General features: G+C 47.2%; 23 protein-coding genes and 2 pseudogenes. 23 read left to right on the top strand and 2 right to left on the bottom strand.

The features are described from left to right. Positions 1-58: 58 nt before the first annotated feature. The 6 genes from NAL19_RS06995 (at position 59) to NAL19_RS06970 (ending at position 3,424) form a co-directional block, all read left to right on the top strand. The gene (locus tag NAL19_RS06995; RefSeq protein ID WP_263059224.1) at positions 59-331 is read left to right on the top strand and encodes a helix-turn-helix domain-containing protein; all 273 of its coding nucleotides are present in this window, start codon (positions 59-61) and stop codon (positions 329-331) included. Between the two features lie 412 nt (positions 332-743). Continuing rightward, a complete protein-coding gene (locus NAL19_RS06990; protein WP_181847874.1) occupies positions 744-1,658 on the top strand; it encodes a hypothetical protein in 915 nt (304 codons plus the stop codon). A gap of 153 nt (positions 1,659-1,811) precedes the next feature. Then, entirely contained in the window at positions 1,812-2,006 is a 195-nt protein-coding gene (locus NAL19_RS06985; protein ID WP_024108950.1) for an AlpA family transcriptional regulator, read from the top strand. A gap of 16 nt (positions 2,007-2,022) precedes the next feature. After that, positions 2,023-2,607, top strand: coding sequence for a DUF2857 domain-containing protein (locus NAL19_RS06980; RefSeq protein ID WP_181847873.1), 585 nt, complete (start codon positions 2,023-2,025; stop codon positions 2,605-2,607). After that, positions 2,597-2,806: a TraR/DksA family transcriptional regulator gene (locus tag NAL19_RS06975; protein ID WP_103158133.1), complete on the top strand. Its 210-nt coding sequence runs from the start codon at positions 2,597-2,599 to the stop codon at positions 2,804-2,806. Before NAL19_RS06980 ends, NAL19_RS06975 begins: the two co-directional genes overlap by 11 nt. A gap of 402 nt (positions 2,807-3,208) precedes the next feature. Next, on the top strand, positions 3,209-3,424 hold the full coding sequence (locus tag NAL19_RS06970; RefSeq protein ID WP_263059223.1) for a transposase: 216 nt from the start codon (positions 3,209-3,211) through the stop codon (positions 3,422-3,424). Between the two features lie 462 nt (positions 3,425-3,886). Here NAL19_RS06970 and NAL19_RS06965 read toward each other — a convergent pair whose 3' ends face one another. Then, complete coding sequence (locus tag NAL19_RS06965) at positions 3,887-4,861, bottom strand: dGTPase (protein WP_263059222.1); 975 nt, start codon at positions 4,859-4,861, stop codon at positions 3,887-3,889. 26 nt (positions 4,862-4,887) lie between these two features. On the opposite strand from NAL19_RS06965, the pseudogene NAL19_RS06960 reads away from it, so the two are divergent. Continuing rightward, a pseudogene (locus NAL19_RS06960) lies at positions 4,888-5,731 on the top strand (IS5 family transposase). A gap of 11 nt (positions 5,732-5,742) precedes the next feature. Here the strand turns inward: NAL19_RS06960 and dgt are convergent. Next, positions 5,743-6,171 (bottom strand): annotated as a pseudogene (gene dgt, locus NAL19_RS06955) (dGTP triphosphohydrolase); the annotation flags it as partial. A gap of 681 nt (positions 6,172-6,852) precedes the next feature. Here dgt and NAL19_RS06950 point away from each other — a divergent pair. From NAL19_RS06950 to NAL19_RS06875, 16 genes are all read left to right on the top strand, one after another. Continuing rightward, positions 6,853-7,074, top strand: a complete 222-nt coding sequence (locus NAL19_RS06950) for a hypothetical protein (protein ID WP_263059220.1) — start codon at positions 6,853-6,855, stop codon at positions 7,072-7,074. Between the two features lie 73 nt (positions 7,075-7,147). Beyond that, positions 7,148-7,813: a lytic transglycosylase domain-containing protein gene (locus tag NAL19_RS06945; RefSeq protein ID WP_263059219.1), complete on the top strand. Its 666-nt coding sequence runs from the start codon at positions 7,148-7,150 to the stop codon at positions 7,811-7,813. Continuing rightward, positions 7,810-8,091, top strand: coding sequence for a TrbC/VirB2 family protein (locus NAL19_RS06940; RefSeq protein ID WP_086002448.1), 282 nt, complete (start codon positions 7,810-7,812; stop codon positions 8,089-8,091). The genes NAL19_RS06945 and NAL19_RS06940 overlap by 4 nt, the downstream gene beginning before the upstream one ends. Before the next feature lie 9 nt (positions 8,092-8,100). Further along, entirely contained in the window at positions 8,101-10,848 is a 2,748-nt protein-coding gene (locus tag NAL19_RS06935) for a VirB3 family type IV secretion system protein (RefSeq protein ID WP_263059218.1), read from the top strand. 23 nt (positions 10,849-10,871) lie between these two features. Beyond that, the gene (locus tag NAL19_RS06930; protein ID WP_263059217.1) at positions 10,872-11,588 is read left to right on the top strand and encodes a type IV secretion system protein; all 717 of its coding nucleotides are present in this window, start codon (positions 10,872-10,874) and stop codon (positions 11,586-11,588) included. 10 nt (positions 11,589-11,598) lie between these two features. Next, positions 11,599-11,823, top strand: coding sequence for an EexN family lipoprotein (locus tag NAL19_RS06925; protein ID WP_226509882.1), 225 nt, complete (start codon positions 11,599-11,601; stop codon positions 11,821-11,823). An 11-nt stretch (positions 11,824-11,834) separates the two neighbouring features. Continuing rightward, a complete protein-coding gene (locus NAL19_RS06920; RefSeq protein ID WP_263059216.1) occupies positions 11,835-12,875 on the top strand; it encodes a type IV secretion system protein in 1,041 nt (346 codons plus the stop codon). A gap of 87 nt (positions 12,876-12,962) precedes the next feature. Continuing rightward, on the top strand, positions 12,963-13,103 hold the full coding sequence (locus NAL19_RS06915) for a hypothetical protein (RefSeq protein ID WP_263059215.1): 141 nt from the start codon (positions 12,963-12,965) through the stop codon (positions 13,101-13,103). Then, positions 13,096-13,779: a virB8 family protein gene (locus tag NAL19_RS06910; protein WP_263059214.1), complete on the top strand. Its 684-nt coding sequence runs from the start codon at positions 13,096-13,098 to the stop codon at positions 13,777-13,779. Before NAL19_RS06915 ends, NAL19_RS06910 begins: the two co-directional genes overlap by 8 nt. Beyond that, positions 13,776-14,669: a P-type conjugative transfer protein VirB9 gene (gene virB9 / locus NAL19_RS06905; protein WP_263059213.1), complete on the top strand. Its 894-nt coding sequence runs from the start codon at positions 13,776-13,778 to the stop codon at positions 14,667-14,669. The genes NAL19_RS06910 and virB9 overlap by 4 nt, the downstream gene beginning before the upstream one ends. Further along, a complete protein-coding gene (virB10, locus tag NAL19_RS06900; RefSeq protein ID WP_263059212.1) occupies positions 14,666-15,898 on the top strand; it encodes a VirB10/TraB/TrbI family type IV secretion system protein in 1,233 nt (410 codons plus the stop codon). The genes virB9 and virB10 overlap by 4 nt, the downstream gene beginning before the upstream one ends. Then, the gene (gene virB11 / locus NAL19_RS06895; RefSeq protein ID WP_263059211.1) at positions 15,888-16,904 is read left to right on the top strand and encodes a P-type DNA transfer ATPase VirB11; all 1,017 of its coding nucleotides are present in this window, start codon (positions 15,888-15,890) and stop codon (positions 16,902-16,904) included. The genes virB10 and virB11 overlap by 11 nt, the downstream gene beginning before the upstream one ends. Positions 16,905-16,947: 43 nt before the next feature. After that, positions 16,948-17,250 (top strand): TrbM/KikA/MpfK family conjugal transfer protein, encoded by a 303-nt coding sequence (locus NAL19_RS06890; RefSeq protein WP_263059210.1) that lies wholly within the window; start codon positions 16,948-16,950, stop codon positions 17,248-17,250. Positions 17,251-17,974: 724 nt separating this feature from the next. Beyond that, positions 17,975-19,837, top strand: coding sequence for a type IV secretory system conjugative DNA transfer family protein (locus NAL19_RS06885; protein ID WP_263059209.1), 1,863 nt, complete (start codon positions 17,975-17,977; stop codon positions 19,835-19,837). Between the two features lie 8 nt (positions 19,838-19,845). After that, positions 19,846-20,592, top strand: a complete 747-nt coding sequence (gene mobC / locus NAL19_RS06880) for a MobC family replication-relaxation protein (RefSeq protein WP_263059208.1) — start codon at positions 19,846-19,848, stop codon at positions 20,590-20,592. Positions 20,593-21,038: 446 nt separating this feature from the next. Beyond that, entirely contained in the window at positions 21,039-24,875 is a 3,837-nt protein-coding gene (locus tag NAL19_RS06875) for a DNA-binding protein (RefSeq protein WP_263059207.1), read from the top strand. The last annotated feature ends 412 nt before the right edge of the window (positions 24,876-25,287 follow it).

Genomic DNA, 25,287 nt, shown 5'->3' with positions numbered 1-25,287 from the left:
CCACAATAAAGATATAGTTTACTGGAAGAAGTAAAGTTTCAATCCAAGAGGAGGACGTATGAACATTGAACAACAGGAACAACGAATGGACTGGCATCCTGCCGATATCATTGCAGCTCTGCGTAAACGTAAGACAACGTTAGCAGCCGTATCACGTGAGGCAGGCCTTAGTTCATCAACGCTCGCAAATGCACTAAACCGCCCCTGGCCGAAAGGTGAACGACTGATCGCCAACGCACTGGGCATACCAGCAAGTGACATCTGGCCGAATCGCTATTTCGATTCACAAGGGCAGCGCATTCCGCGAGAAATTCGTCATAAAAACAATTAGATCATTTGCTGGTTTAAGCGCCAACCATCAGGGAATAACATTCTGGTTTCCACTCGATTCAACCGTGTCACATCATCAATTGGTTCGTTAATTACCTCGAACCAATTGATATGCCTAATTCAGGGTATGTCCCTTCTTTGTTGATACAGAGCTTTGACTGTGTTGATCTGAATAAAATCGGCAACGCGTTGCATAAAAAATGATATGAGGAAGTTAGCCCTTCTGGTAATAGTGTCCGAGTTCGAACATTTTTGTGACGGCCAGCGAAAAGCAATTAATAACATCATCGTTATAACAACAACCCCTCACTAATCCTATTCCTCATTTTTAGAATCCTATCTATACGTCATGGCTGCATAAGGAAACGTTAGCCACCTATGCATATATCATTTTCATATAAAGGAGATGAATCATGATAATGAAAAATAGGATGTTCAATACCAAAAGTGATGCATTTAACTGGATTACGATACCAGAAGCCATAGTGATAGCGACTCAGATAAGAAACTCACCGTTAACAGAAGCTGATATTTATCGCCATGCCTTATATGGTGACATCAACCTTTCGATCTACTTCCAATCTCCAGTCATCTTACGAAGAATCAAAACATCAAATTCTAAGGCAAAACTTAAGCCTATAGGCAATCATTTGATTAATCAGCTATGCATTCTCGAAAAAAACTGTTTCATCAATAACAGAAATTTAATCGTCACCACCGAGGGGAAATATACTTACCCCACTCAACAAGTGATTGATACAACGCTTATCGGCTATGAATGTGTACTGGTTCAACGTTTATTAGCGAGATCTCTGGGTATTCCACTACCTGTAATCGGAGAAAATCACGTTAACTATGGTCTTACTGTCAATATCGGCGACGATCACTTTCAAATATTTGAGAAAATCAGGTATCGCGAAAGGATAAAACAGCAAATCATGAGGCTTCCTAAAAATATCGCATCACATATTACTGAAAAAATCCCATACCAGAAAACAAGGCAGTATAGCCATAGAGAATATTTTCCGATTCATGATTTGCCAAAGGATGCCTGTTTTGTCATCAAACATGCCGAACTTGAGAAATTAATTAACATGCCTGCCAAAAATGATACTTCTCCTCCCTCCTCAACACGTATATCTACGCCGTTATCCAGATTGTTCTGGCTTGCCTGTAAAAACAATGAAGCTATCAGCCCATTAATCAGGCAACCTTATAAGCTTCTGTCCATCTTTGAACAATGGGCATCAGACGAAGGCATGACCGACCGATTCAGCGGCGATACGTTAAAGACGGCGCTTGAACGTGGTTCACCGACGTCCGTTTAGGCCCCTAATTAAAATGACATTACACGCTTCAATCTAAAAACCCGTATTAAGGATTGTGGTGTCCGTAATACGGGCTCATCAACTTTCACTCCTTTCCTAGCTGTGTTTTTTTGTTATCTCCGGGCATATCCCATTTCTGCACTGGAGGTATTTATGACAGCTCATCAGTTATTACGTCTGAAACAAGTGGAAGTAAAAACCGGTCTGAAACGCTCGCAAATCTACCTGTACATGAAAGAAGGCACCTTTCCCTCTTCAATAAAGATTGGACCTGCCAGCGTAGCTTGGCTGGAATCTGAAATTGACGACTGGATTAACCTCAAATTAGCTAACCGCTTAACGCGCTAAGAGGAGATACAGCATTATGTTCCCCTCACTGAATTACGCGGTGTTAACAAACGCCCTTGCCGCGCTTAAGGAAGGCAATTTTCGTTATTGTGAAACGTTAGGATTCACATTCGACGAATTGAATGCGCTCAATCAGCTATCCCTCGACGAACTATTTATTGTCAGCCGGGCATCCGCACAGTTTATGTCGATCACAGTTCGTCACGACGCTCTACAACGGATCCTGACGCTGTCCCATCAGGAAGCGCAACGCCAGCAGCAGATTAATCGGGCCATCAGATTGGGGGGATCTATTGCACTCCTGAATCATTTTTTTGGCCTCACCTCGAATGAGGTCTGCACTCGCCGCAGGTTGCTGGGTGTCACCATCCCTTATGGCCGAACGCCTATCCCAGATGAAGTCGTCGATGCAGAAATTTGGCTGTCATGGCAAAAGAAACGCACTGAAAACCTTGATACACCTGACGCGCTGGAAGCAATGATACAGGTTACTGAATCCTTATCTTCTGGGAAAAAAGGGCCTTCCCTGACCGCCGTCTGGAACCGTATCACCCTTTGTGAGAAAGAAGCACTGAACAGGAGGACATCGCATGCCAGATGAGATCGATCGCGATCAGGAATTTAATGAGCAACGCTTGGAAGAGATGATTGAACAGAATCGTTTTAAACCAGCAACCACGCCCTCATTACATTACTGTCGTTTGTGCGGTGAACCCATTCCCGAGCAGCGAAGGAAAACCCTTCCGGGCGTGACAACCTGTACGGAATGCCAAACCATACTTGAGCGCCACCAGCGCTGATAATCGGCAAGAATATTGCGCAGAGAAATATTTTTCTGCGCAATATTTATAATCTTTAATAAATAGAATGCTTATAATGACTATTAAAAAACTGAGAAAAAACGTCGCCATTATTACTTATCTGTATTAGTTCAGACTTGATATGAAGGTGTTTTGTGTTAGAACATAGTAAAATCTGACATTCAGCAATGAGCGATAAACAGAAGTTCGCAAATTGTTATCATAACTAAGGAAGGCACTACTAGCATCACGATATGTTAATGAATAGAGAGTAGGTGAATCAGGTTAAACCATAAAATCACCGGCACCAGTAAATTGCACATTCGTTAATTTTATTTGAAAACATTGCCGGTTTTTTCGATAAAAACAGCTAACTGATATCTCAAACGAAGGAGTGAAAATATGGGGTTCTGGGAAACCGCTGGTAAGTTAGCTAAAGGTGCAGCTAACGCTCTGGAAGAAAAGTCTAACGAGATGCAAGCTACTAAGATGCGACTTGAAAGCAAAAGCAGTGAAGATTTGAAAAGTATCATAAAGTCTGAAGGGTTCTTTGGTTCAGCAAGTAGTACAGAAAAAAGCATTGCTATGAAAATTCTAAGAGAACGCGGCGACATATAAGGAAATCAAAATGGTTGGGACTTTAAATCTTCCGCACACCTGCCCTAATTGCAAAGTTACGACGGCACGTACTTCGACTGAATTAGCAGCTCTGTTTGGGTTAAGAACAATTCCCACGGGTGCTACAAACCAGAGTTGGTGCCGGAAATGCCGATCAGGCAGCTAAATAATAGAGCCGCTGAGCGGCTCTATTATTCAAACATATTAATGTAGTTCACAGGCTATTCATTTTCCTGAATTATTTTTTTGATTCAACAAGATCGCTGATCTGCTCCACATTGATTATTACTTGCTTTGCAGAAAATGGGCGTTGTCGGGATTACTGGCGCTCAACGCCCAGATGAGGACGTTTGCTGATGCTACACGAACAAATTGAGAACGAAGTGATTTGGACATCCCCTTGACAGATGCCTTGGTTGCTGTTGATTCGCAAATCGAGCTCAAGGCATCATTCTCGGCACATCAGAGATGGTCAAAAATAGACCCTTTACGTGGAATAAGGATTTTCTCATAAAGCTTGGTCGCATAGTCATCCGTCATCCCGGAAACATAATCGCAAATGACTCTCATACCTGCCTGCTGGCTTAAGCTAATCTGCCGCTCATAAACTTTCCTCGTCGAGGCAGGTAAAAACCGACACGGATCGCTAGCCAGCACACTAAACAATTCGACAATCAATTTTTGTCCTTTGAATTCAAGCAATTGTACATTTTCATGCTTAATCACTTTGTCCTTGACCAGCATGAAAATTTTCAACCGCAATGCTTCGACTGCTTCCGGAAGCACCGCATTATATTTGAGCATACCGCATTCGAATTCTGCACCCTTTACATTGAGTTCAACGCTTGTGATCATCAGGTGAACTAGCATGCCAATGCACTCTTTTCTCCTGTAACTTTCACCAAATAGGCTGTCCGCAACAGATTCGCATGTTCCGGAGAATGTAATACCGTGGCAGTCAGTAAATAGGTTTGCATGTCCGCTGAAATGCTCTATCCACATCTCTCGAGTCACCATTCTGAGAGAAATCGCGTCCTCCAAATCATGCAGCGAATACGAAATTTCGTCGGCAAGATCCATGATGGTGGTATCGAGCGCTTTATAAGAAGCTTTTTTATGATCGGATTCGGTTTTACCAAGTTTAACGGAAGTAAACAGCTTCAGATCCTGTTCAGTAAATGGTGAGAGAGCAAATTCTACGATGTCTATCTCCGAATCCAGGTAGCATTTTGGAGGTTTAAAATCAGATGATTTAAAGAGCCAGTTTGGCCCTCCGGCAGGAGCCTGACTACTGACTTTTTTAACCATTAGGGCTGAGTAATTAACCGGATATTTCAGTACACCCAGCAGAAGTCTGCGGGTAGGATCGAGGCCGTGTTCCTTAGTGTACTTATCTAGGCTGTGTCCCGTAACTATTTTTTGTACAATACGAAGCATAGTTTAACCACAAAAAGTCCTTCAATTTGGCTCGTTACGATTTCCCTGATGATGCATGGTTTCTGATTGCACCGATGCTGCCACCTGAGAGAGGTTCTGCTAAAGGGGGCGGCCTTATCTTGCGCACAGGCATGTCATGAATGGAATATTTTGGGTTCTTTGTTCTGGAGCGCCGTGGAGGGATTTACCCGAACGCTATGGTCACTGGAAAACGATTTATAACCGCTTTAACCGGTGGTCAAAAACCGGAATAATGAACAGCCTTTTCAATAAGCTACGTCAAATTCTGGATGAAAAATCACTGATTGACTGGGATGTCATCGCGCTTGATGGCAGCAATATTCGAGCCCTGAAAGCCGCTGCAGGAGCTAAAAAAAACATCCCGATGAACTCGACGATCATGGGCTGGGTCGCTCTCGCGGCGGCTTTGGCACCAAGATCCATCTGGCGACAGATGGCACCGGATTGCCATTAAGTTTCTGTCTGAGCGGTGGGCAAGCCCACGAAAGCCAGTATGCAAAAGACCTGCTCAACCGAGTTGGTGTTATTCGTAAAAGTGGGTGCCTGAAATCGCGTCCAAAAGCTGTACTGGCGGATAAGGGATACTCAGGGAAAAGTCTTCGTATTTATTTGAAGGTTAAGGGAATAAAGTCAGTCATCCCTTTTGAACGGAATGAGAAAGCCAGTCAGGATAGACGCAGAAAACTCAATAGCCGGTTGTACAAAAAACGCAATGTTGTGGAGCGCTGCTTTGCGGGATTAAAGGAAAATCGTCGCATCGCTACACGCTCAGAAAAAACAGCAAGAAATTATCTGAGTATGCTTAAACTGGGGGCGATCCGGTTATTTTTGAAACGACTGTTAAGTTAAGGGACACAGCCTAGTTTCGAGAGAATGCGCAGCGTCTGACCATTTCCTTCAAAACCACCGTAATTCAACATACAGTAGTTAAGAGCTACCTCACCACCATGACCAAATGGGGGGTGACCAATATCATGCGCGAGGCATATTGCCTGCATCAGATCGTTATCTGGTAAAAATCGCTCTTCATCTTTACCTTTATATTTGATTTTCAGCTTAGCAAGAAGACCTGAACCGATTTGTGCAACTTCCATTGAGTGGGTCAGTCGTGTACGGTAAAAGTCACTTTCTCCCAGACCAAGAACCTGCGTTTTGGATTGCAAACGTCGGAAAGGAGACGAGTGGATCAACCGAGAAAGGTCGCGCTGAGCTTCAGTTCGGATCTCTTCCTCGCGATGATTATTGGAACCTCGTCTTTCATCCCAGACGTTTATTTTACTCTGATTCATATTACTCCTTATGTTTTGCTCTGAGCAGTGCGGCGTTCTGACGTAACGCCGTCACCCGGCTGGATTTATGCCGGTTAAAAATAAAGTGAACCGGAAGATTCACCTTTTTTGCAGAACGCATTATTTATGACAGGGGCTCTCAGGGGGCAATCCGTTCTTAGTCATTCGTGATTAAACTAGGAAATTTAAAGCTAAATCAGATTAAATTCAGTCCAAGCTTATTCTGTTGTCAAGATAAATTATCAAAATAACTTATGTTTTTCCGACCTACTCCTCAATAACTAATGCATTGTGAACTTAGCAAAGTCCACTGTTGGCACATAGTTGCTGTCAGATTAATTATGCCTCTGAGCCCCAAAATGCCACCGCAAATCCAAGCTATACATCACCACTAAATAATTATCACACTATATATTTTCTCTCTTATTCCCTTTTTGATTTTCTCATTCTCATCCTAACGCTGATATCGCACGCTAATCGCGTCACCTTCCACTGGCGAGCTTTATGGACGTTTATTCGTCCGGGGCGGGTATTGCTCTTTAACAATGCGAATCGGGCTATCACACAACCACAATTCAGGGTGCCGCTGAATGTTCTCGCTGACCCGTTGAAACCGGAATGCAGAATCGGGATGTGATCGATTGAGTTAATTCACCATGACTTTTTATTAAAGGAAATAGCATGAGAAAACCTACCTATCACGTGTTTGTCACGCAGGAAAGCCAACCCGATGCCAGCAGAGAAAAGAACACGTACTGGACAAAAGTCGGCGTGGCGTTCGCTCATAACGGCAAACCTGGATTGAACATCGTACTGACACCCGGTATTGCTGTCTCCGGTAAGCTAGTGCTCCTTGAGCCGAAAGACGATAGCGACATACCGCAAGCCCCCCTGCACGATTAACACTCTCCTCTCATTTTCTTTGCCACCGACTATCTGATAGCTACGTGTGGTTCGACTTTTTACCGAGGCAACCATGCTTTCACCAACGGCCTTTCTGATGGCGGCCATGCAGTGTGCCGCCACTATTTACCCCTCCACCGCGTTTGATGTGGCAAAGGTGGAATCCAACTTTAATCCTTATGCCGTCGCTGAAATTGTGCCAAAGGAAGAAAGAGCGCCCGGCAGCGCAGGTGTCATTTCTCATCAGCCCACCAGCAAGCAAGCTGCCATCAACATCATCAAGCAGGTAGTCGCAAAAGGCCGCCGCTATTCGGTCGGGCTGATGCAAATCACCAGTACCAACTTTCGCCATTACGGCGTAACAGCACATGACTTGTTAGACCCCTGCACCAATCTGTCCGTTTTTGAGCGCATTCTCACCGACTGCTACCAGCGAGGCGGCACGCTGAAAAGAGCACTCAGTTGTTACTATTCCGGCAATTTCGATACGGGTCAGCAGCCAGAATCCGCCTTTAACCAAACCAGTTATATCCAGCGTATTGGCTATGTGGTCCCGTCTACGCGGGAAGATCTCAAGCGCAGTACCACCAGCCAATCCACTTCAGAGATTCATTACCCGCCCACCGTCATACGCGGTGAGCTTACCGATAAAACCACACCGATTTCGACCTCCCTGCACTATCCCGACGCCATCATTCGCGGCGATGTATCCCTACCTATAATTAATGAGGAGCAATGACGATGCAAAAACGTAAATACTGGCCTGCGTTTTCTTCCCTGTTGATATCAACCCAAACGCTGGCAGCAGGGAGCGGGTTTAATAAAGCCAACGATACACTCAGTAATACGTCCTCCGGCTTGCTCGGGCTGGCCGCCGTCACGATCACGCTGGCAACCATGTGGGTGGGTTACAAGGTGCTGTTTGATGGTAAAAGTTTGCATGACATGCGCAACGTCATTATCGGAGCCATCCTGATTGTCGGTGCATCAGGCTTTGGTGCCTATTGGGCATCCTAGGGGGAACCGATGACCACCCTGAACAAAGCGCTGACCCGCCCTGCCGCCATTATGGGTATCCCTCTCGTCCCGTTCGTGATCGTCAGCGGGGCTATCGTCCTGCTGTCGGTCTATATCAGCTATTACCTTGCGTTGTTATTGATCCCTGCCTGGCTGGAAATGAAGGCAAAAGCTCGAACGGATATTCATTATTTCGGACTGCTGTGGCTGGCCTTTAAAACCCGTGGGCGATTTGCCACGGATCGCCATTTCGGTGCCCGTGCCATGCTGGCAAGCCACTATGACGCCGTCGATGTTTCGGAGTTTACCGCTAAGATGAAATTAAACGAGCGCATCACGCTGGATAAATACATTCCCTACTCCTCCCACATTCATCCTCACATAATACGAAATCGCGCCGGTGATTTAGTCGCGACCTGGGAATTGGGCGGCACTGTGTTTGAATGTGAGGACGAGCATCATCTGACATTGCTGGCAAGCCACCTCAACAACCTGATCCGCGCGTATGAAGGGCTACCGATCACCTTCTATATTCACCGCATACGAGAGAAATATCAGGATGGCTTTAACGCCAGTTCGGGCATTCCCTTTTCGGATGACGTCACGGAACGCTATTACCAGCCGCTAACAGAGAAGCCTCTCTGGCGGCATCGGCTGTTTTTCACCGTCTGTTATGCCCCGTTCTCCACGCTGGAGAAAAAAATCATGAAGACACAGACCGCCGGAAAAAGGAAAGCGGCGCTGGATGATGCCCTGAAAGGGATGCTGGAACACCATGAAGCCATCCACACCGCCCTGTCACGTTACATGGCAACGCCATTGGGCATCTATGGGGAAAAAGGTCGAGTTTACTCTTCGCAACTGGCTTTCTACCATCGCCTGATGACGGGGAAATGGCAGAACGTGGCGGTGACGCGCACACCGTTTTATCACACACTCAGCACGCCGGATGTGTTCTTCACTACCGATACCGCCGAATGTCAGACGGTCGGCGGTTCCCGCTTCTTCCGCAGTCTGGAAATTAAAGACTATTCACCAGAAACCTATACCGGCCTGCTCGATGCGCTGCTGTATGCCGAAAGCGAGTATGTGCTGACGCAGTCTTTTACCTGTATGGCACGGGATGAAGCGCAAAGTCATATCCGACTGGCGGAAAAACGGCTGAATTCAACCGACGATGACGCTATTTCACAGCGAGAGGAATTGATCGTCTTACGCGATTTGCTCCAGTCCGGGCATGTGTCTTGCGGCAAATATCATTTTTCCCTGTTGGTCTCCTCCACCAGCGCCGATCAGGTGGTCAAGGAAACCAATGCGCTGGCCCAGCCTTTTAACGATCTCGGCATCATGACATCCCTGTCCACTCTGTCGTTACCTGCCGCCTATCTGGCTCAACTTCCCGGCGTCTATACGTTGCGGCCTAGACTGGTGGTAGTCAGTAGCCAGAACTACGCAGATATGGGGAGTCTGCATAACTTCCATCCCCACAAACGCCACGGCAATCCGTGGGGTGAGGCTATCGCCATACTGAAATCTCCCGGTGGTGGCGGTTATTATCTGAACCTGCATGACAGTCAGGCAGGACGGAATGACTTCAATGAGAAAACGCCGGGGAATACCGCCATCATCGGTAAAACAGGTTCAGGAAAGACCCTGCTGATGACAATGATGAAACAGTTGATGCAGAAGTACCGTAATCCGGCGACATTTCCCGCCTCTGCCACCATCAAACGGCTGACCACCGTTTACTTTGATAAAGACAGAGCGGCGGAGATGTCGATCCGCCAAATGGGCGGTCGCTACTTCCGTATCCGAACCGGTATCCCTACCGGATTCAACCCGTTCTCACTTGCTCCCACACGACGGAATATCAGCTTTATCAAGCGGCTGATCCGGATGCTGTGCCGTCGTGACGGTAAGCCACTCGATCCCCGCGATGAAGAGCGTATCAGCGCTGCGGTGGATACCATTATGCTGGACTACCCGTCGGAATATCGCCGTTATGGTATTACCCGATTGCTGGAAGTGTTGCCCGAACCACCGACCAAAGAGGCCCGGGCTAACGGCCTGCGTATACGCCTGAAACAGTGGGCGCAGGGCGGTGAATTCGACTGGGTATTCGATAACGAGGAGGACACATTTAACATCAGCAATATTGATAACTTTGGTATCGATGGTACGGAATTCCTGGATGACGACGACATACGCGGGCCGATCACCTTTTACCTGCTGTACCGCGTCACCAGCCTGTTGGATGGTCGCCGACTGGTGATGTTCATGGATGAGTTCTGGAAATGGCTGGCTGATGTCGAGTTTTCTAAATTCTCCCTCAATATGCTCAAGGTGATCCGCAAACTGAACGGCATTTTTATCCCCGCCACTCAGTCACCTGATGAAATCGTCAGGCATCCCATCGCTCCAGCGATTATTGAGCAATGCAGCACTCAAATATTTCTCGCCAATCCCAAGGCCAGCCGTACAGATTACGTGGAGAAAATGAAAGTCCCAGAAAGCGTTTACGACATCGTCCGTAATCTTGATCCGAGCGAGCACTATATGGTTGCCCTGAAAACACCACTGCGTGCCGGTGAAACTCGCCCGTTTGTCGCCATGGCAAGAATGGATTTATCGGGGCTCGGGAACATCACCAAAATCCTGAGCGGCAGTGAAGACAACCTGAAAATATTTGATGCCATTTATCAGGAAGGCATGTCACCCACCGACTGGAAAGAAACGTTCCTTAACCAAGCTATCTGATATTCACCTCGGAGGTTATCACCATGAAAACCAGAAACACGCTTCTGGCGTTATCGCTATTGGTTTCCACACCCGCACTCAGCGCGGGTATCCCGGTGTTTGATGCCGCCAGTAATACCGAGTCGATTAACCAATGGGTACAGAAACTCCAACAATGGCAGGAAACAGTCACTCACTATAAAAGTGAACTTGATGCTTATAAGCAGCAATTAGCGACCGCAACAGGCATACGCGATATTCAGGGATTTCTCCGCGAGGCAAAAAGCCTAAAAAATGATATCGAACATCTGCGTAAAAATGGTATTTCACTGGATGATCTGCTGACCAACCCAAGCGGTTATTATTCTTCTGACCTTCAGCGCTTATATAGCAAATATCAATCGTTTGATATTTGTAATCAGTCCAGTTCATCGCAACGTTATCTTGAAAGTTGCAAACAGCTTGTCCTCAATCAGGCGGTATCGATTGAGAATACCAGTGAGGTCCAGAACCGGATTAATAGCACATTAAACGATATATCAGACTTATCTGACCGCATTGCCAACGCCAAAGACTCGAAAGAGTCACAGGACCTGGCTAACGCGGTGGCAGCCAAAAGCGTACAATTGAACGCATTAACCAGCCAATGGGAAATGTCAGTCAAGCAGGCTGAACAGCGATCCACGATGTTGACTCAACAGCGGCAAAAAGCATTCAATGAACAACAACTCACTTCCCCAATTCCTGACTTTAATCATTGAGAGGGTAAGAATGAAAACGTCATTTTGCATTTTCCCGATTATTTTAGGCTCACTATTTCTGCTGGGGTGCGACAACCCGAAATCAACGCAATGGTACAAAGAACATCCGGATGAAATGAATCAGCGATATAAAGCGTGTGAATCATCCGGTGATGACTCCCAAGATTGCAAAAATGCGCGAGAAGCGCGATTTGAACTCCGTCAGGAAAATGCCAAGGTTCCCGATTTGAACTAAAGGGGTCATCTATGTCAGGTGGTATGTTTGTTGGAATGAACAACACGATCACTGACGGTTTACATGCCGTACTGCGGGGACAAACCTCCGTGTACGGCGATATGGTAAGCGTTATCGCCGTCAGTTCCTTCACGTTATTTGTCACTTATCGGGGTTATCAAACCCTGGTTGGAAAACTCCAAACGCCTGTAGAAGGTGTCATATGGGATGTCGGGCGAATGCTATTAATCATGACATTCGTTTTAAATCTCGATGGTTGGCTGGATTTAGCCATTTCTGCCATTAACGGATTAACCGACGGCGTCAGTGGTGATGACAATGTCTGGGTCTTACTGGATACCGTCTGGGCAAAAGCGCAAACGATAGGACAAAAGCTTTATCAGCAGGATGATTCCACCTATGTAAAACTCAACGGCGGTATTGCACAACTTCTGGTCTGGGGCGGTGCAATCGTCACCCTGCTCTTTGGTTCGGCAGTTAATCTGTTAGCCGGAATTATCATTGTATTAATGACCACCACTGCACCGTTATTTATTTTCTGCCTGCTGTATGGATTCCTTATTCCGATGTTTAACAACTGGCTGAAAATTATCTTCACGGTGATCCTGACGATTATGTTTTCCGCGTTATCCATCAGGATTGTCATCAATTATCTTAATGGGCTATTAGATAAAGCGGTTAGTTTTGCAGATAGCGCCAATATCATCACACTGGGTGTTCAGTGCTGCGTTGCCGGTATTATTTCTGGCGTCATTATCTGGTTTTCAGCAAAAATCGCTAACGCATTAGGCGGCGTCGCCGTTCAGGTCGCACTACAGGGTGCCACCATGAGCGGTCTACGTGGGCTGGCGAAACCGTCTTCTGACGCAGCGAAATCGGTCATGAAAGCCAGTGCGACGGGTGCCCGGTTAGCGGAAAAAGGGAGCGTCAGCGCCGCTAATGCAGCAGGTACACTTATCGCCGCAGGCACCAGCAAAGCCCTCTCCGCATGGCAAAAACGTGCGGCGTCTATCGATAGTATGAAGCGTTTCAACCAACAGCGTAACCGCTAATCCCCTTCTAACGCAGTCTCTCCACCCCGTGCCGTGGCAACCGCCATCGGTATGGCATTGCTGTCTTCGACAAACACAGGAATCAATATGAAATCCAGCCTCATCTTTCTGATGCTGTGCGTCCTCATGGGTTGCGTACAACGTCAGCACGATTTGACGCCAGTATCTGGCGATCCTCAACCGGTTAATTCTCCCGCGATTATTCAGGAGCTGACAAAACATGTCTGAAACAGAAAATGTCATCGCGTCATCCCGCACCTTTGAATCAGTCCTGCTGGAAAAGGATGAACGGGAAAAAAGGATAGCGTGGCGAATAGCAGCCATAGGTTTTGCTCTGGCCGCAATGGCGATCACCGCACTGATCATTCTGCTGCCGCTGAAAACCACCGAAATCGAATTATGGTCGGTGGATAAACAGACCGGGCGCTATGACTATATGACCCGGATTAAAGAGCAGAATATTTCCACTGAAAAAGCACTGGCTCAGGCGTTAGCAGCGCATTACGTCAGGCTCCGCGAAGGCTATAACTATTTTGCTCTTCAGCGCGATTACGACGATGTGCAGTTATTCAATAGCGACAGCGTGAACCGGGATTATCTCGACGGGTTTAACAGCAATCAGGCACCCGATATCATTTTCAATAAAGCGGAATATGTCGTGTCTATCGACATTATTTCCAACGTTCACACGACCGCGACAGATCCTGACCATCTGGCGACCTTACGCATTAAACGGACTATCCGCCGCATTGTCGATAACTCGATTAAAACAGATGTCTGGAACATTCGCCTGACTTATCGCTATGTCCCCCGCAAACAACTGACAGACAGCCAGCGAGAAGTGAATCCGCTGGGGTTCATCGTAACCAGCTACCAACGCGATAAAGAACTGAGGGGTGAATGATGCTGAAAAAAACAGTGCTCTTGTGGCTCCTTCTGATGTCATCCACAGCCTGGAGCGCGGCGATACCGAGCCGCAGCACCTATGACAGCCGAATGCAGAATGTCACCTATAACAGCCAAAATGCGACTATCGTCAACACCCGCCCCGGCTACCTCACCACACTCCTGTTTGATGACGATGAAGAAGTCATCGACGCGCAAGCAGGCTTTCCAAGGGGCTGGAAAGTCACAAAAAGCGATAACCGGGTCGGTGTCAGCCCAAATCCTATTACCCAACCGGTAACCGATGATAACGGCAACAACGTCAATAAGGTGTTTCTGCCAACGGCGAGCGAGTGGAGAACCAATCTCTTTGTCGTGACATCAAAGCGGGATTACAGTCTGGAACTGAACGTGCTGGAGAATGACTTGCCTTCTCAGGCCTTTATTATCCGTTTTCGCTATCCGGATGACGAGCGCAGGCAAGCAGACGCAGCCAGCGCAGATCGCCTGAAACTCCTGCGTGAAACGCAGGAAAAGCAGCAGATAACGACAGCCTTCGAGCAAGCTACCACGCCGCGTAACTGGCTTTATACCAAGCGAGTCGCGACGGGTTCAGCCTACATAGCACCAGATTTTACTTACGATGATGGCCGCTTTATCTATCTGGGTTTTTCTCCCACCAAAATCCTTCCGTCTATCTTCCGGGTCGTTAACGGGCAGGAACAGACCGTCACGCCCCGCATAACCAAACACGGAAACTACACCGTGGTCGTCGTGCGGGCAATGTCGCCACAGTTGGTATTGCGCTACGGCAGCGCGGTAGTCGGGATTGAGAATACGTCATTCGGCAACGTCACTGTTGGCAGCGGTGACACGGTTTCGTCTGCCGTCACATCGGAGGCTAAATGACTGATAAATCCATCCCAGAAACAACGGAAAAAACCGTGGCGGAGCTGGAGGCTGAAGCCCGTGAACGCGCCCGTTCAGCGATGGTGAGTCAGGCACCCGAGCAGAACACACCTCCCGGCCAACCCGAAGTCACCCGCTTCAAAAAAGCCTCCAGCCGCCGGACACTGCTGGTCAGCCTGCTAAGTCTGGGCGCACTGATTGCACTGGCATTGGGTGGAGATCGCTTCCTTGTCTCATTAAAGCAAAGCGATGATAAGGCGGTTGAAACCCCAGCACCGCCGTCAGCCAGTTCGGGGCAGCATGAGCGTAAAAATCTTGGCATGGACAACAATCCGTTCGGTCTGTTCGGTCAGGACATACAGCAAACCGCAACTGATAGTCCCCCAATACAGACGGCACCACCGTCAGAGCCACCTGCTTTAAATAAGGCGGCGGCACTGGTCGATGGGTCAAGTAGTACCGCTGAGTCCACACAAAGCAGTAATACCCAGGCTTCACAAACTGCCCCTTCCGGCACACAGCGCAATCAGAGCAAAGACACGCCTGCAACCACGTCTGGCACAGAGGCTAACGACGCCAATCCCGGTATTGCAAAAGTGACCAGCGTCAGGCGACTGGGTCTCGATCCCAATCTCTATCTTCCGGTTGATCGTTATATTCCGTGCTCAATGATGCGACGTTTTGTCTCTGACGTAGGCGGTCGTATTTCGTGCCTCATCGGCGAAGATGTCTACAGCGCTAACCATTACGTGAAGTTGCTCCCTGCCGGAACCGTCGCCAGAGGGTTCTACCGCACCGGGGCGCTGCAACATGGCCGGAGCCGAATGTTTGTCATCTGGACGGAATTACGCACACCAGAACCCGGTAGCCTGCAAATCCCGCTGATTGATACCGAAGCCACCGGCCCGCTGGGTGAGGCCGGGATTAGCGGCTGGATTGATACCCATTTCTGGGAACGGTTCGGCAATGCGTTGATGTTGAGCACCGTACAGGGCGTGGCCGCCGCCGCATCCAATTCAGCACCGGGGAAAGACCGCAATACCGATTACACCGAAAACACCCGCGCTGCCGCGTCAGAAATGGCGAAAACAGCCTTAGAAAACAGCATCAATATCCCGCCCACGATGTACCTCAATCAGGGCGATGTGATCGGCATCATGACCGGTACGGATATTGATTTCTCTTCCGTTTATCAACTGCGTCTGAAAAAGAGGTGGTATGAACGCTGAAAACCTGTCGCTGGATTTTATGAAAAACCAGTTATTTGGTGAATTTCTGCAACTTGCAGGCCTGACGGAAATCGCCATCAACCGCCCCGGAGAGATCCACACCAAAATAAACGGTCGATGGCAGAAGCATGATTCCCCGGTTACGTTGCGTCAGTGCCATGCGTTTGCCAAAGCACTGGCCTCATGGAATGAGGACAATATCGATGATACCTCCCCTATTCTTTCCGCTACATTAGGATCAGGTGAACGTGTCCAGACCATTATTCCCCCGGCCTGCGAACGAAATACCGTATCGATTACGCTGCGAAACCCGTCATTTGAGCAGAAAACACATCAGTCCTGGATTGATGCCGGGTTTTATAACCGGATAGCCGGTAAGGAGAGAAACGAAAGCAAAGATGATGAACTGACCCGATGCTATAACAAGGGTGATATTCCCCACTTTATCGAAAAGGCCGTTGAGTACGGCAAAACGATCTTTATTGTTGGTGAAACCGGCTCCGGTAAAACCACCTATATGAAGACGTTGCTGCACTATATTCCGCCACATCTCAGGCTAACCACGATTGAAGATAATCCCGAAATCCGGTTTTACCGCCACGCCAATTATGTCCATCTGTTTTACCCGGCAGATGCCGGAGACGAGGCGATTATCACACCCAGCAGACTTATCAGAGCGAATTATCGAATGAATCCAGATCGGATTCTGCTGGCGGAAATTCGTGGGCGGGAAGCGTGGGACGCGCTGAAAATTATCGGATCAGGGCATGAAGGCCTTATCACCTCCCTGCACGCAGGCAGTCCGGAAGAATGTATTGAAGGGATCATTGACCGCTGTTATGAAAATCCTGACTGCAAAAATATTCCGTTCGATGTGTTGTTACGCAAGGTGCTTAAATGCGTAGATATCATCGTCAGCGTAGATATTCACGGCGATATTCGCCGGATGGGGGATATTTATTTCAAACCGATACACCTTCATCAAATGAAGAAATCATTCAGATAGACGAACAGTTAAAGCCCACTCATTCTCAATAAAGGTATTTGATATGAAAACAATCATATTCACCGCCTGCCTTTTCTGCATGAATTTTTTACTGCCCTCTTCCGTAATGGCCGCTGATGCCTGCGAGATGGTTTTATGTCTGTACGGTAAAACAACCGGTAATGGCGAAGGAAATGAATGTCAGTCTGCTGAACGCTCTTTCTTTAATGTTGTAAAAAAGAGCAGACACGGATTTCACCCCAACCATACCGCCGACGCCCGAAAAGCCTTATTACTCAAATGCAAATCAGCCGAGCCGAAAATCATCGACCAGATAATTAATAAATTTGGCCGCGTGCGTAATTAAATTCAAAGAAAAACGGTAATAACAATATCAGGGTTATTACCATTCCCCCTGTCAAATCGGGATGGCAAACTCAGCATCGGTTGTGACGGTTTTAGGCTTTTAAATTTATGCGAATAGCAGAAATTTAAAAGTGGCGTAAGGCGAGTAAATTCTATTTCGCAGAAATAGCTAATTTGCGTCGCCGAACCCATCTGCAAACAGACGCGCCCACGCGGATTTTGCAGACCGGGGGAGCCGAATAAATTTCGCCGCCCCAGCGAGCGAAAAGCTATCGCCCACGATAGCGGTTTATTTGGGGGGCTTGCCCCGCACACCGTCGCAGCTAAGTCTCCGGCCAAAAGCCGGTAGCGTGGCGCGACCACCCGCTTTGAAGGCGTTTTCCCATTTTTTCGCTTGGCCGGAACGGACAAAAGAAAAAATAGGCGAAAAACGGCGTCTCAAAGGGGGTGGTCGCGCGTAGCGGGCGACGGTGTGCCGCCTTTGACCTTGGGGGTTTTGGCGCGGCGTCCAGCCACGACACTACCCCCATGCGATGGTCCATAAGGGCGTCCAGCCCGCATGAACTGGCGCACGCTGTTTCGTGCCGGGAAGCCTGCTTTCCGACTCATGGCCGCAGAGCGGTCACCCTCTTAGCCCCAGATGTTCGCCCCGCCTTTTCGCCCAAAACTGTGGGGCGAATTGATGGGGCGATGCGTTGGGGCGAGTCTCTGGCGAAGGAGGCATCATGATTTTAAATAAGCTTGCCGTTTCACTGTCGCCGATAGTGAATGGTGCGCTGGCCTTTATTGATGTTATGCAACAGCATCAATTGATGCTGGCGCTATTATCGGGCCTGACCCTGCCGTTTTTTGCCTCAATGAAAAACGATGAACGGCAGAAAGCTCCGCTATGGAAAAAGCTAATTATCACTATTTCCCTACTGTGTTTTCTGTTTGGCACAATGGGACCATTACTCATTAGCGTTTTTCAGTGGCTTTATAACGGTCGGATACTTACCCGCACTCCCATTCTGGACTGGTCAATATTAATTATATTTACCGTGGCCGGGTTTATTTTGCATATTCTGCTGCGCAGGGTATTAACCCCTGAATTAGACAAAATAAAGAAACGCCTCGTCAGAAAAACCACGCTTGAACGGGAATTGCGCACCGATGTCCGCACGGTGAAATCGCTGCTGCCGGAAACACTGCATTATGACCCACTGGATTATATCGATCTAAACAAGGGCATTTTTATCGGGATAGACCGTGATGAAAAACCGATGTATCTGCCGTTAGGAGACTGGCAAAAACAACACGCGGATATTATCGGCACCACTGGGGCTGGTAAAGGTGTAGCAACCGGTATATTGCTTTACCAAAGTATCCTTGCAGGTGAAGGGGTATTTATTATGGACCCCAAGGATGATGAATGGGCACCGCATCTTTATCGGAAAGCCTGCGAGGATGCAGGTAAACCCTTTTGCTTAATTGACCTGCGAAAACCGCAATACCAATTAAATCTGATTGAAAACATTACGCCTGACGAGCTGGAAGAATTGTTTGTTGCGGGATTCAGCTTGGCGGAAAAAGGTCAGGAATCCGATTTTTATCGTATCGACGACCGGAAAGCGGCACGTATGACAGCACAATTTGTCAGCCGTCATCCCTCTTCGACTATCCGCGATATTTATAACGGCGAATATGTTCAAGGTATCGCGGAAAACATCAAAGCCTTTTTCGGCAAGATTGAAGAGCTGGCGTTGCTCAATGTCATCAACGCGCCGACAGGATTTTCACTCCAATCGGTTTTTGATGAAGGTGGCTGCTGCTATGTCATCGGCTCAATGCGCAATAGCAAGATTATTACCGCCCAACGAATGCTGCTGGTGCGACTTTACCAATTAGCAGAAAGGCGCGACCGGGTAAAAGAAGCGCCCCACCCCATAGCCATCTTTCTCGACGAACTGAAATACCACCTATCAAAACCAGCGCTGGAGGGGTTAGGCGCAGCACGGGATAAAGGCGTACATATCATCATGGCCCATCAGTCCGTCGCCGATTTGAAAGACTGTCCAGCGGATTTAAAAGGCGATGCGGTTGTCGGTGCGGTCGTTGAAAACGCCAAATTCAAGCTGGTGTACCGCGTTATGGACCCGGATACGGCAGAATGGGTGGCGAGAATGTCCGGCACCATCTTAGTGGATGATGAAATCCGCAAAGCCAAAACCAATGCCGTACTGACGGAAACTATCGACGGTGAACGGACGATCAGACAGGCCGAGCGTTTCTTTATCGACAGCAATATGATCCTGAACCTGCCCGATTTTGTCAGCTTTATCTTTACGACGAGAGCGCTTCCCTCGGCCTCACTAATTTCCCCCATCAAGGTACAAAAACGCGAGCTGGAGATCTATTCCGTTTCTCCGGATATTGCAGCGTCGGCAGCACCAGCAAAAATCGCGCTGGACTTCGACGAGGAAGGAGCAACACCCACTTCAACGCCCACTGTCACGGCAACCCGGCCCGATCTTTTATTTGAAGGGGAAAGGGAATCAACAAAACCGAGATCTGATGATGACGAAACACCGTCCTTGCTCAATCTTTAGGAGGGGTAATGCTTATCGCCACGCATAGCGAGCGCACCGCTCGCAACAACGAGAAGATAAAAATGCTGCTGAACTTCCTGAAGGAAGAAACCTACAGCGACTTTAAAACGCTGATGCTGCTGTTTGGCTTCCGGGATCACAAATCGCTCTACTCACTGCTGGCAAAAACTGAGCGAATGGGGTTAATACAAAAGTATGTATTTGAATCACGGACGATGAAAATATCATTGTGGGGCATAACCAGCGACGGACTGGCCGTCGTTTTAACGCCGGAAGATAACGTTTTCCCGGCGCGCTTTGAACCCTCAAAAATCACTGGCTGGACGCTGGAACACCACCTTGATAATCAAGTGGCTAGGCTGATCCTGGAGAAAAAAGGCGCATCCGGATGGATAAACGGCGATCGCTCAACGTTCCTCAGCCAGTATCAGGTCAAACACCGCCCTGATGGGGTGATCGTGCTTCCGGACGGAAAGGTCATCGCGATTGAGACCGAGCGCCGCCTGAAAACCAAAGCCCGCTATCAGTCAATCATCGCCAGCCATTTGCTGGCCCGTACCCATAAACACTGGATGTACGTTTTTTATATCTTGCCGGACCTACAGAAAAAACGAGCCCTTGAACTGCTGTTCGGCAGCATCAAACACGTCATTGTTAACCATCAGCATATTCCGCTGGAAGTGCGACATCGGAATGTTTTTCGTATTTATACCCTCGACGAACTGCGACAACTGGAGCTGGGGCAATATTCATAAGCTGGATCTGGCGTTGACAAATCTAATGGTCAGCTAAGAGCGAGGAGCGGAAGTCATGCTTGCTGATACCTCTTAAAGTGCATAGCCCGTTATCCAAGATGCAAACAGTTGCAGCCTGACCGTATGTAGCGGAGCATTAATGCTGGACCGGACAGTATCAAATTATGGATAAGCTACAGCATGTTGCCAGCAACCTATACAAGAGCTTCGACTTAGGAGCGCACCATGTGTGTTACTTGGAACACAGAGCTGAGGCTGTGTCATGATCCCCAGAGATGCCTTCTCATACATGCCAAATCTGAATCCTCACGAGTAACTCAAAAAAGAATATGTTTTCATCGTGTTGAAACGCTACGATATAACCATCAGAATTATTCTGGACGTCACTAAACACAGTCGGAATTTCCGCTTATCGTAATCGGGTATTGGCAAAATGGAGCCGCTGAATGAGCATGTTGAGCTGGGCAATAGACCTGTGCAGGAAGACGGAGGCATGGCTGGTTAAGCGCCAGGTAAAAGATCAGGTACAACGCGCAGAGCAGGAGCTGAGTCTGACTGAAGGGGAGTCAGGTGACCGCTATGATACTTTAGCGCCGAAAACCATCAATGATGCCAGTATGCGAGAGTATTTCATTGCCCTAAAATACGCCTTGTCTCAGAAAGACGTGAGAAACATAGCCATTACAGGGAGCTACGGCGCAGGGAAAAGTACGGTTATTTCATCATTTATGAAATATCACTGTGATGATAAATACATCAATGTATCTCTTGCGGGATTCGATATGACGGAAAATGAAACAACCGTCAGCCCAACTCACCAAGAGGTTGAACTCAGTATCCTGCAACAAATTCTTTATAAAGAGAATAGAGAGAAACTTCCCGACTCAAGGATAGACAGAATAATCGACAGGGGCCCTCACTATGTCAGGGGAACCTATCGTGCCTTACTTAAGGTCATTGCGCCCATCGCGGTTGCCGCATTTATTATCTATTTCAAAACAATTGCGGAATTTCTAAGCCTCCCGTCATCCTGGACCGAGGTGTTTAATGCACACTACATTATAAAAGGCATTATATTAGTCTTGCTGGCCTTTACGGCACTGTACTTTATAACTGTCAGCGCATCTCGAATCGGTATTTTTGATAAGAAACTTAAGCTGAGCAAGATAGCCCTTTTAAGCGGGGATGTTGAGGCAAGCGAGCAAGAGACGCCATCCTTATTGAATAACTGCCTTGATGAGATCGTTTATTTTTTCACCAAACTGGAATATAAGGTAGTTATCTTTGAAGATCTTGACAGGTTAGGGACGCCTGAGATTTTCGTTAAGCTGCGTGAAATTAACAAAATAGTTAACAATAATATTGTTGATGGCAATCCGGTCAGGTTTGTTTATGCGGTAAGAGACGACCTGTTCCTGGGCGCTGATGCCAGAACTAAATTCTTTGACTTCATTCTCCCCATCATTCCATTTATGGACAGCAGAAACGCGTTCACCTTATTAAAGAGGAAAATGTCGCTCGACACGCATAACGATAAATATTTAAAAGACATTTCGGCATATATAAATGATATGCGCAGCCTGCAGAATTTGGTCAATGAGTATCATGTATTCAGTAATATCGTTGATAACGGCAAAGATAAAATCAAACTGTTATCGCTGGTGTTTTATAAAAATATCTATGCATTAGACTACTTCCTTACCGATAAGAAAACAGGGGTTTTATATTCATTTATTCGCGACTATCGAACCCGCAAACTTCACCGTAATCATTTCGATTCTCTGGAAACAAAACTGGATCTTTTACAGGCCGAAATAGAACATCTTAATCATGAACCTATGTATGACCATAGGGGGATTAGAGAGGAAATAGTTTGCCGATATATTCCGAAAATACTCTGGGATGGCGTTCATTTTGGTACGGGAAATGGATACAGTAATTTTTACCCCCTAACAACTTTGGCTTTAATTGATGATGAAAATGGTTTTTTAGAATTTTTATCGCAAAAGGAAAATTTATATATAGGCTACTTTAGTCATCAGGGAAATTCACTCTCACTTTTTGATAGGACATTAAGAGAACAACTAAAAGAAGAATACCTGAAACGAAAAACAAAAATGGGTAAAGATAAAAACTCGGCTTTTAGTGAACTGCAAATAAAAATAAAGAAAATTAAAGAGTCAATAAAATTAAAAAATACCCTTTCGCTGCGAGAACTTATGCTAATAATCGGGCGTGAGAAATTTGCAGAGATTGCGCAGGGGTATCTTGAGGCAATGGAGGGTCATGACTTCGTCTCTAAGCAGCAGCTCCATGCTTTGTGTGCCGATATGCGCAATGGCGGCTTAGACGCCTTGTATCTGCTGCTGTCCGATGGTCTGGTGATGCAAGACTTCATGGCCTACCGATCTATTTTCCATGAAGGATCGATGACCGTAAATGATAACGACTTTCTGAAAGCCGTCGGTCAGGACCTGAGCTACGCAACCTCAAACGGTGAATATTTTATCGATGACGAGAACAGAGTCATCAGCGAACTGGTTGAACATAACCGTATTTATGCCGATGGCGCGCTTCATCATCAACTGGTGACTCATCTGATTGATAACGCGGACGAACATCTGGTGGGCATGTTCGCTTCGCTATTCAGCCAGCCTGATGAACACATCCTTGCTGTTTTCTCTGAGCTTTATACACGATTTGGCAAACCCGAAACCATCGATAAGTTAATCGTTACCACGCTGCAAAAAAATGGTTATCTTGATAGAATGGTTGCCGTTCTCGCGGGCCAGCCGGGTGAAAAATTCACCAACGATATTGCTATCAGCGTGATAGCCTGCGTATCGCCTGAACATGCGCTAGATAAACTGCAATACCGCCAGCTTATTCATTCGCTGGGGTGCCGCATAATCTCTCAGCTCACCGAAGAAAATCAGGAAGCGTTCATGCGTCATGTACAACAGGCGGATGTATGCTATGACGAGCTGTTCGAACCAATAACGCCAACGGAGCGGTATTGCCTGCAGTTTATTGCGCAAAACAGTCTTTATCAGTTAACTCGACATAATGTTGGCATTGCCGTTTCATGTCTTATTGACAACATAACGCCTGAAGAAGCGGAAAGGAAACCCTGGACGCTCGCCTATGAGCATAAACTCAGTACGGTTTCTGATTACTTCAGTCAAAACATCGATATATTCGTCAGGGATGTGTTTATCTCCTCCGCTGAGGATGCCGACTGTATCCGATACGTTCTGACCCGCACCTCTCTAAGCGACGATTCCAAAGGCGATATCGTCAGAAACATGACCTTCTCGTTTGCCGACCTGTCCGGGATATCGGCTAAAGCAGAATTCACCGAAGACCAGCTAACGATTTCCTATCACGACCTGTTTTACCGTTATGACCGCGTCGCACCGGGATGGGGGGCGCTGATAGACTATATCTGCGAAAACTGTGACATGGAGATACTGACGGCTTATGTAACAAAGCATGCGCCTGTATTGGGGCAATCATCCCCGGAAGTTTATGATGGCGACCGCTATGACCTGCTGTATATGAAAATTATCTGCAACGATGACTTGGAAGAACAGGTTTATCAGAGCCTAGTTGCACCGATTGAGATTAACATGCGGGAAATTGATGAGCAGCTTAGCGCGCGTCATTTCTGCACCTTGGTAGCCATGCATAAGTTGCCTCTCGACGCAGCCGTGTATGAAAAAATTGCGGCTCAATATGCAATTCAGGATGAAAATATCAGTGATGCCTTCGTCTATTGGTTCAGCCAGTACAAAAGTGAGTTTTTGACGCAGCCCGAGTTCTTTCTAAGAAAAGAAAAAGACGCGCGCTTCTTTAACGTCATGCTCACAAAAGTCATAACCTATGCGCGCTTTACCGTGCAAGAGAGAGCGGACCTGGTGTCGCTATTTATTGATTATTTCATTGCTTCTGATATCACCGATCTTAATTTCCCTAATGATGTCCTGCTGCTGGTGTTTAACAGTACCAATAATGAAGAATTCAAAATCATGCTGTTTACGCGATTTATTGTAACAGGCCTGAATAAACATCAGCTGGCTGGGCTTTGTCATCAGTTGGGCGAAGATGAATTGAGGAATGTATTCATCAATCGAACCCAGGCAACAATTGCTGTTGTAAACAGGGAGCGCGTGATATCAATTCTTGAACATCTGCAGGCAGTACGCATCATCAGAGGTTTCCAGGAGCGTGAGGGCGGGAAATTCTCCGTCTTTATCGAACCCGATCTGGAGAATGAAGATTAGCGATTTAGCTTTTTCAGGCTGGGACCGGCAGGTCTCTGCTTGTCTTTGTTAATCTGTTAACGATCTTAGATTGCCTCTATACATGTTAGATTCTTTCAGCAATATGTTGCTGAACAGTCCGCTCATGGCACGCAGCGGACAGACTGGGTGATCATCAGGTCTGCTGTGAGCGAGGAGCGGAAGTACGCAATTTATCCCACAGTTGATGGCGCATGTTAATAAATGATTCTCCCAAAGAATGGTTATTTATTAATACGCTTCAATACGTGTTTATATCTTTCCGGTACAACTATCGGATACTGACATCAAGAAGATCGTCAGAACGCAGCCAGAACAGTTAGGGATTACAGAGCCTGACCAATAGATTCGAAATTTCGTCCATTCTTCAGTGGCTGGGGGTATGAAATTTTTC

It is taken from the genome of Pectobacterium sp. F1-1 (genome assembly GCF_025643735.1).
GTDB lineage: Bacteria > Pseudomonadota > Gammaproteobacteria > Enterobacterales > Enterobacteriaceae > Pectobacterium > Pectobacterium colocasium.
This window is presented reverse-complemented; position numbering and strand designations above follow the sequence as displayed.

Bases quoted from the DNA above. Each gene is read 5' to 3' on its own strand.
- NAL19_RS06995 (WP_263059224.1), top strand. From the start codon at position 59: ATGAACATTGAACAACAGGAACAACGAATGGACTGGCATCCTGCCGAT.
- NAL19_RS06990 (WP_181847874.1), top strand. From the start codon at position 744: ATGATAATGAAAAATAGGATGTTCAATACCAAAAGTGATGCATTTAAC.
- NAL19_RS06985 (WP_024108950.1), top strand. From the start codon at position 1,812: ATGACAGCTCATCAGTTATTACGTCTGAAACAAGTGGAAGTAAAAACC.
- NAL19_RS06980 (WP_181847873.1), top strand. From the start codon at position 2,023: ATGTTCCCCTCACTGAATTACGCGGTGTTAACAAACGCCCTTGCCGCG.
- NAL19_RS06975 (WP_103158133.1), top strand. From the start codon at position 2,597: ATGCCAGATGAGATCGATCGCGATCAGGAATTTAATGAGCAACGCTTG.
- NAL19_RS06970 (WP_263059223.1), top strand. From the start codon at position 3,209: ATGGGGTTCTGGGAAACCGCTGGTAAGTTAGCTAAAGGTGCAGCTAAC.
- NAL19_RS06965 (WP_263059222.1), bottom strand. From the start codon at position 4,861: ATGCTTCGTATTGTACAAAAAATAGTTACGGGACACAGCCTAGATAAG.
- NAL19_RS06950 (WP_263059220.1), top strand. From the start codon at position 6,853: ATGAGAAAACCTACCTATCACGTGTTTGTCACGCAGGAAAGCCAACCC.
- NAL19_RS06945 (WP_263059219.1), top strand. From the start codon at position 7,148: ATGCTTTCACCAACGGCCTTTCTGATGGCGGCCATGCAGTGTGCCGCC.
- NAL19_RS06940 (WP_086002448.1), top strand. From the start codon at position 7,810: ATGACGATGCAAAAACGTAAATACTGGCCTGCGTTTTCTTCCCTGTTG.
- NAL19_RS06935 (WP_263059218.1), top strand. From the start codon at position 8,101: ATGACCACCCTGAACAAAGCGCTGACCCGCCCTGCCGCCATTATGGGT.
- NAL19_RS06930 (WP_263059217.1), top strand. From the start codon at position 10,872: ATGAAAACCAGAAACACGCTTCTGGCGTTATCGCTATTGGTTTCCACA.
- NAL19_RS06925 (WP_226509882.1), top strand. From the start codon at position 11,599: ATGAAAACGTCATTTTGCATTTTCCCGATTATTTTAGGCTCACTATTT.
- NAL19_RS06920 (WP_263059216.1), top strand. From the start codon at position 11,835: ATGTCAGGTGGTATGTTTGTTGGAATGAACAACACGATCACTGACGGT.
- NAL19_RS06915 (WP_263059215.1), top strand. From the start codon at position 12,963: ATGAAATCCAGCCTCATCTTTCTGATGCTGTGCGTCCTCATGGGTTGC.
- NAL19_RS06910 (WP_263059214.1), top strand. From the start codon at position 13,096: ATGTCTGAAACAGAAAATGTCATCGCGTCATCCCGCACCTTTGAATCA.
- virB9 (WP_263059213.1), top strand. From the start codon at position 13,776: ATGATGCTGAAAAAAACAGTGCTCTTGTGGCTCCTTCTGATGTCATCC.
- virB10 (WP_263059212.1), top strand. From the start codon at position 14,666: ATGACTGATAAATCCATCCCAGAAACAACGGAAAAAACCGTGGCGGAG.
- virB11 (WP_263059211.1), top strand. From the start codon at position 15,888: ATGAACGCTGAAAACCTGTCGCTGGATTTTATGAAAAACCAGTTATTT.
- NAL19_RS06890 (WP_263059210.1), top strand. From the start codon at position 16,948: ATGAAAACAATCATATTCACCGCCTGCCTTTTCTGCATGAATTTTTTA.
- NAL19_RS06885 (WP_263059209.1), top strand. From the start codon at position 17,975: ATGATTTTAAATAAGCTTGCCGTTTCACTGTCGCCGATAGTGAATGGT.
- mobC (WP_263059208.1), top strand. From the start codon at position 19,846: ATGCTTATCGCCACGCATAGCGAGCGCACCGCTCGCAACAACGAGAAG.
- NAL19_RS06875 (WP_263059207.1), top strand. From the start codon at position 21,039: ATGAGCATGTTGAGCTGGGCAATAGACCTGTGCAGGAAGACGGAGGCA.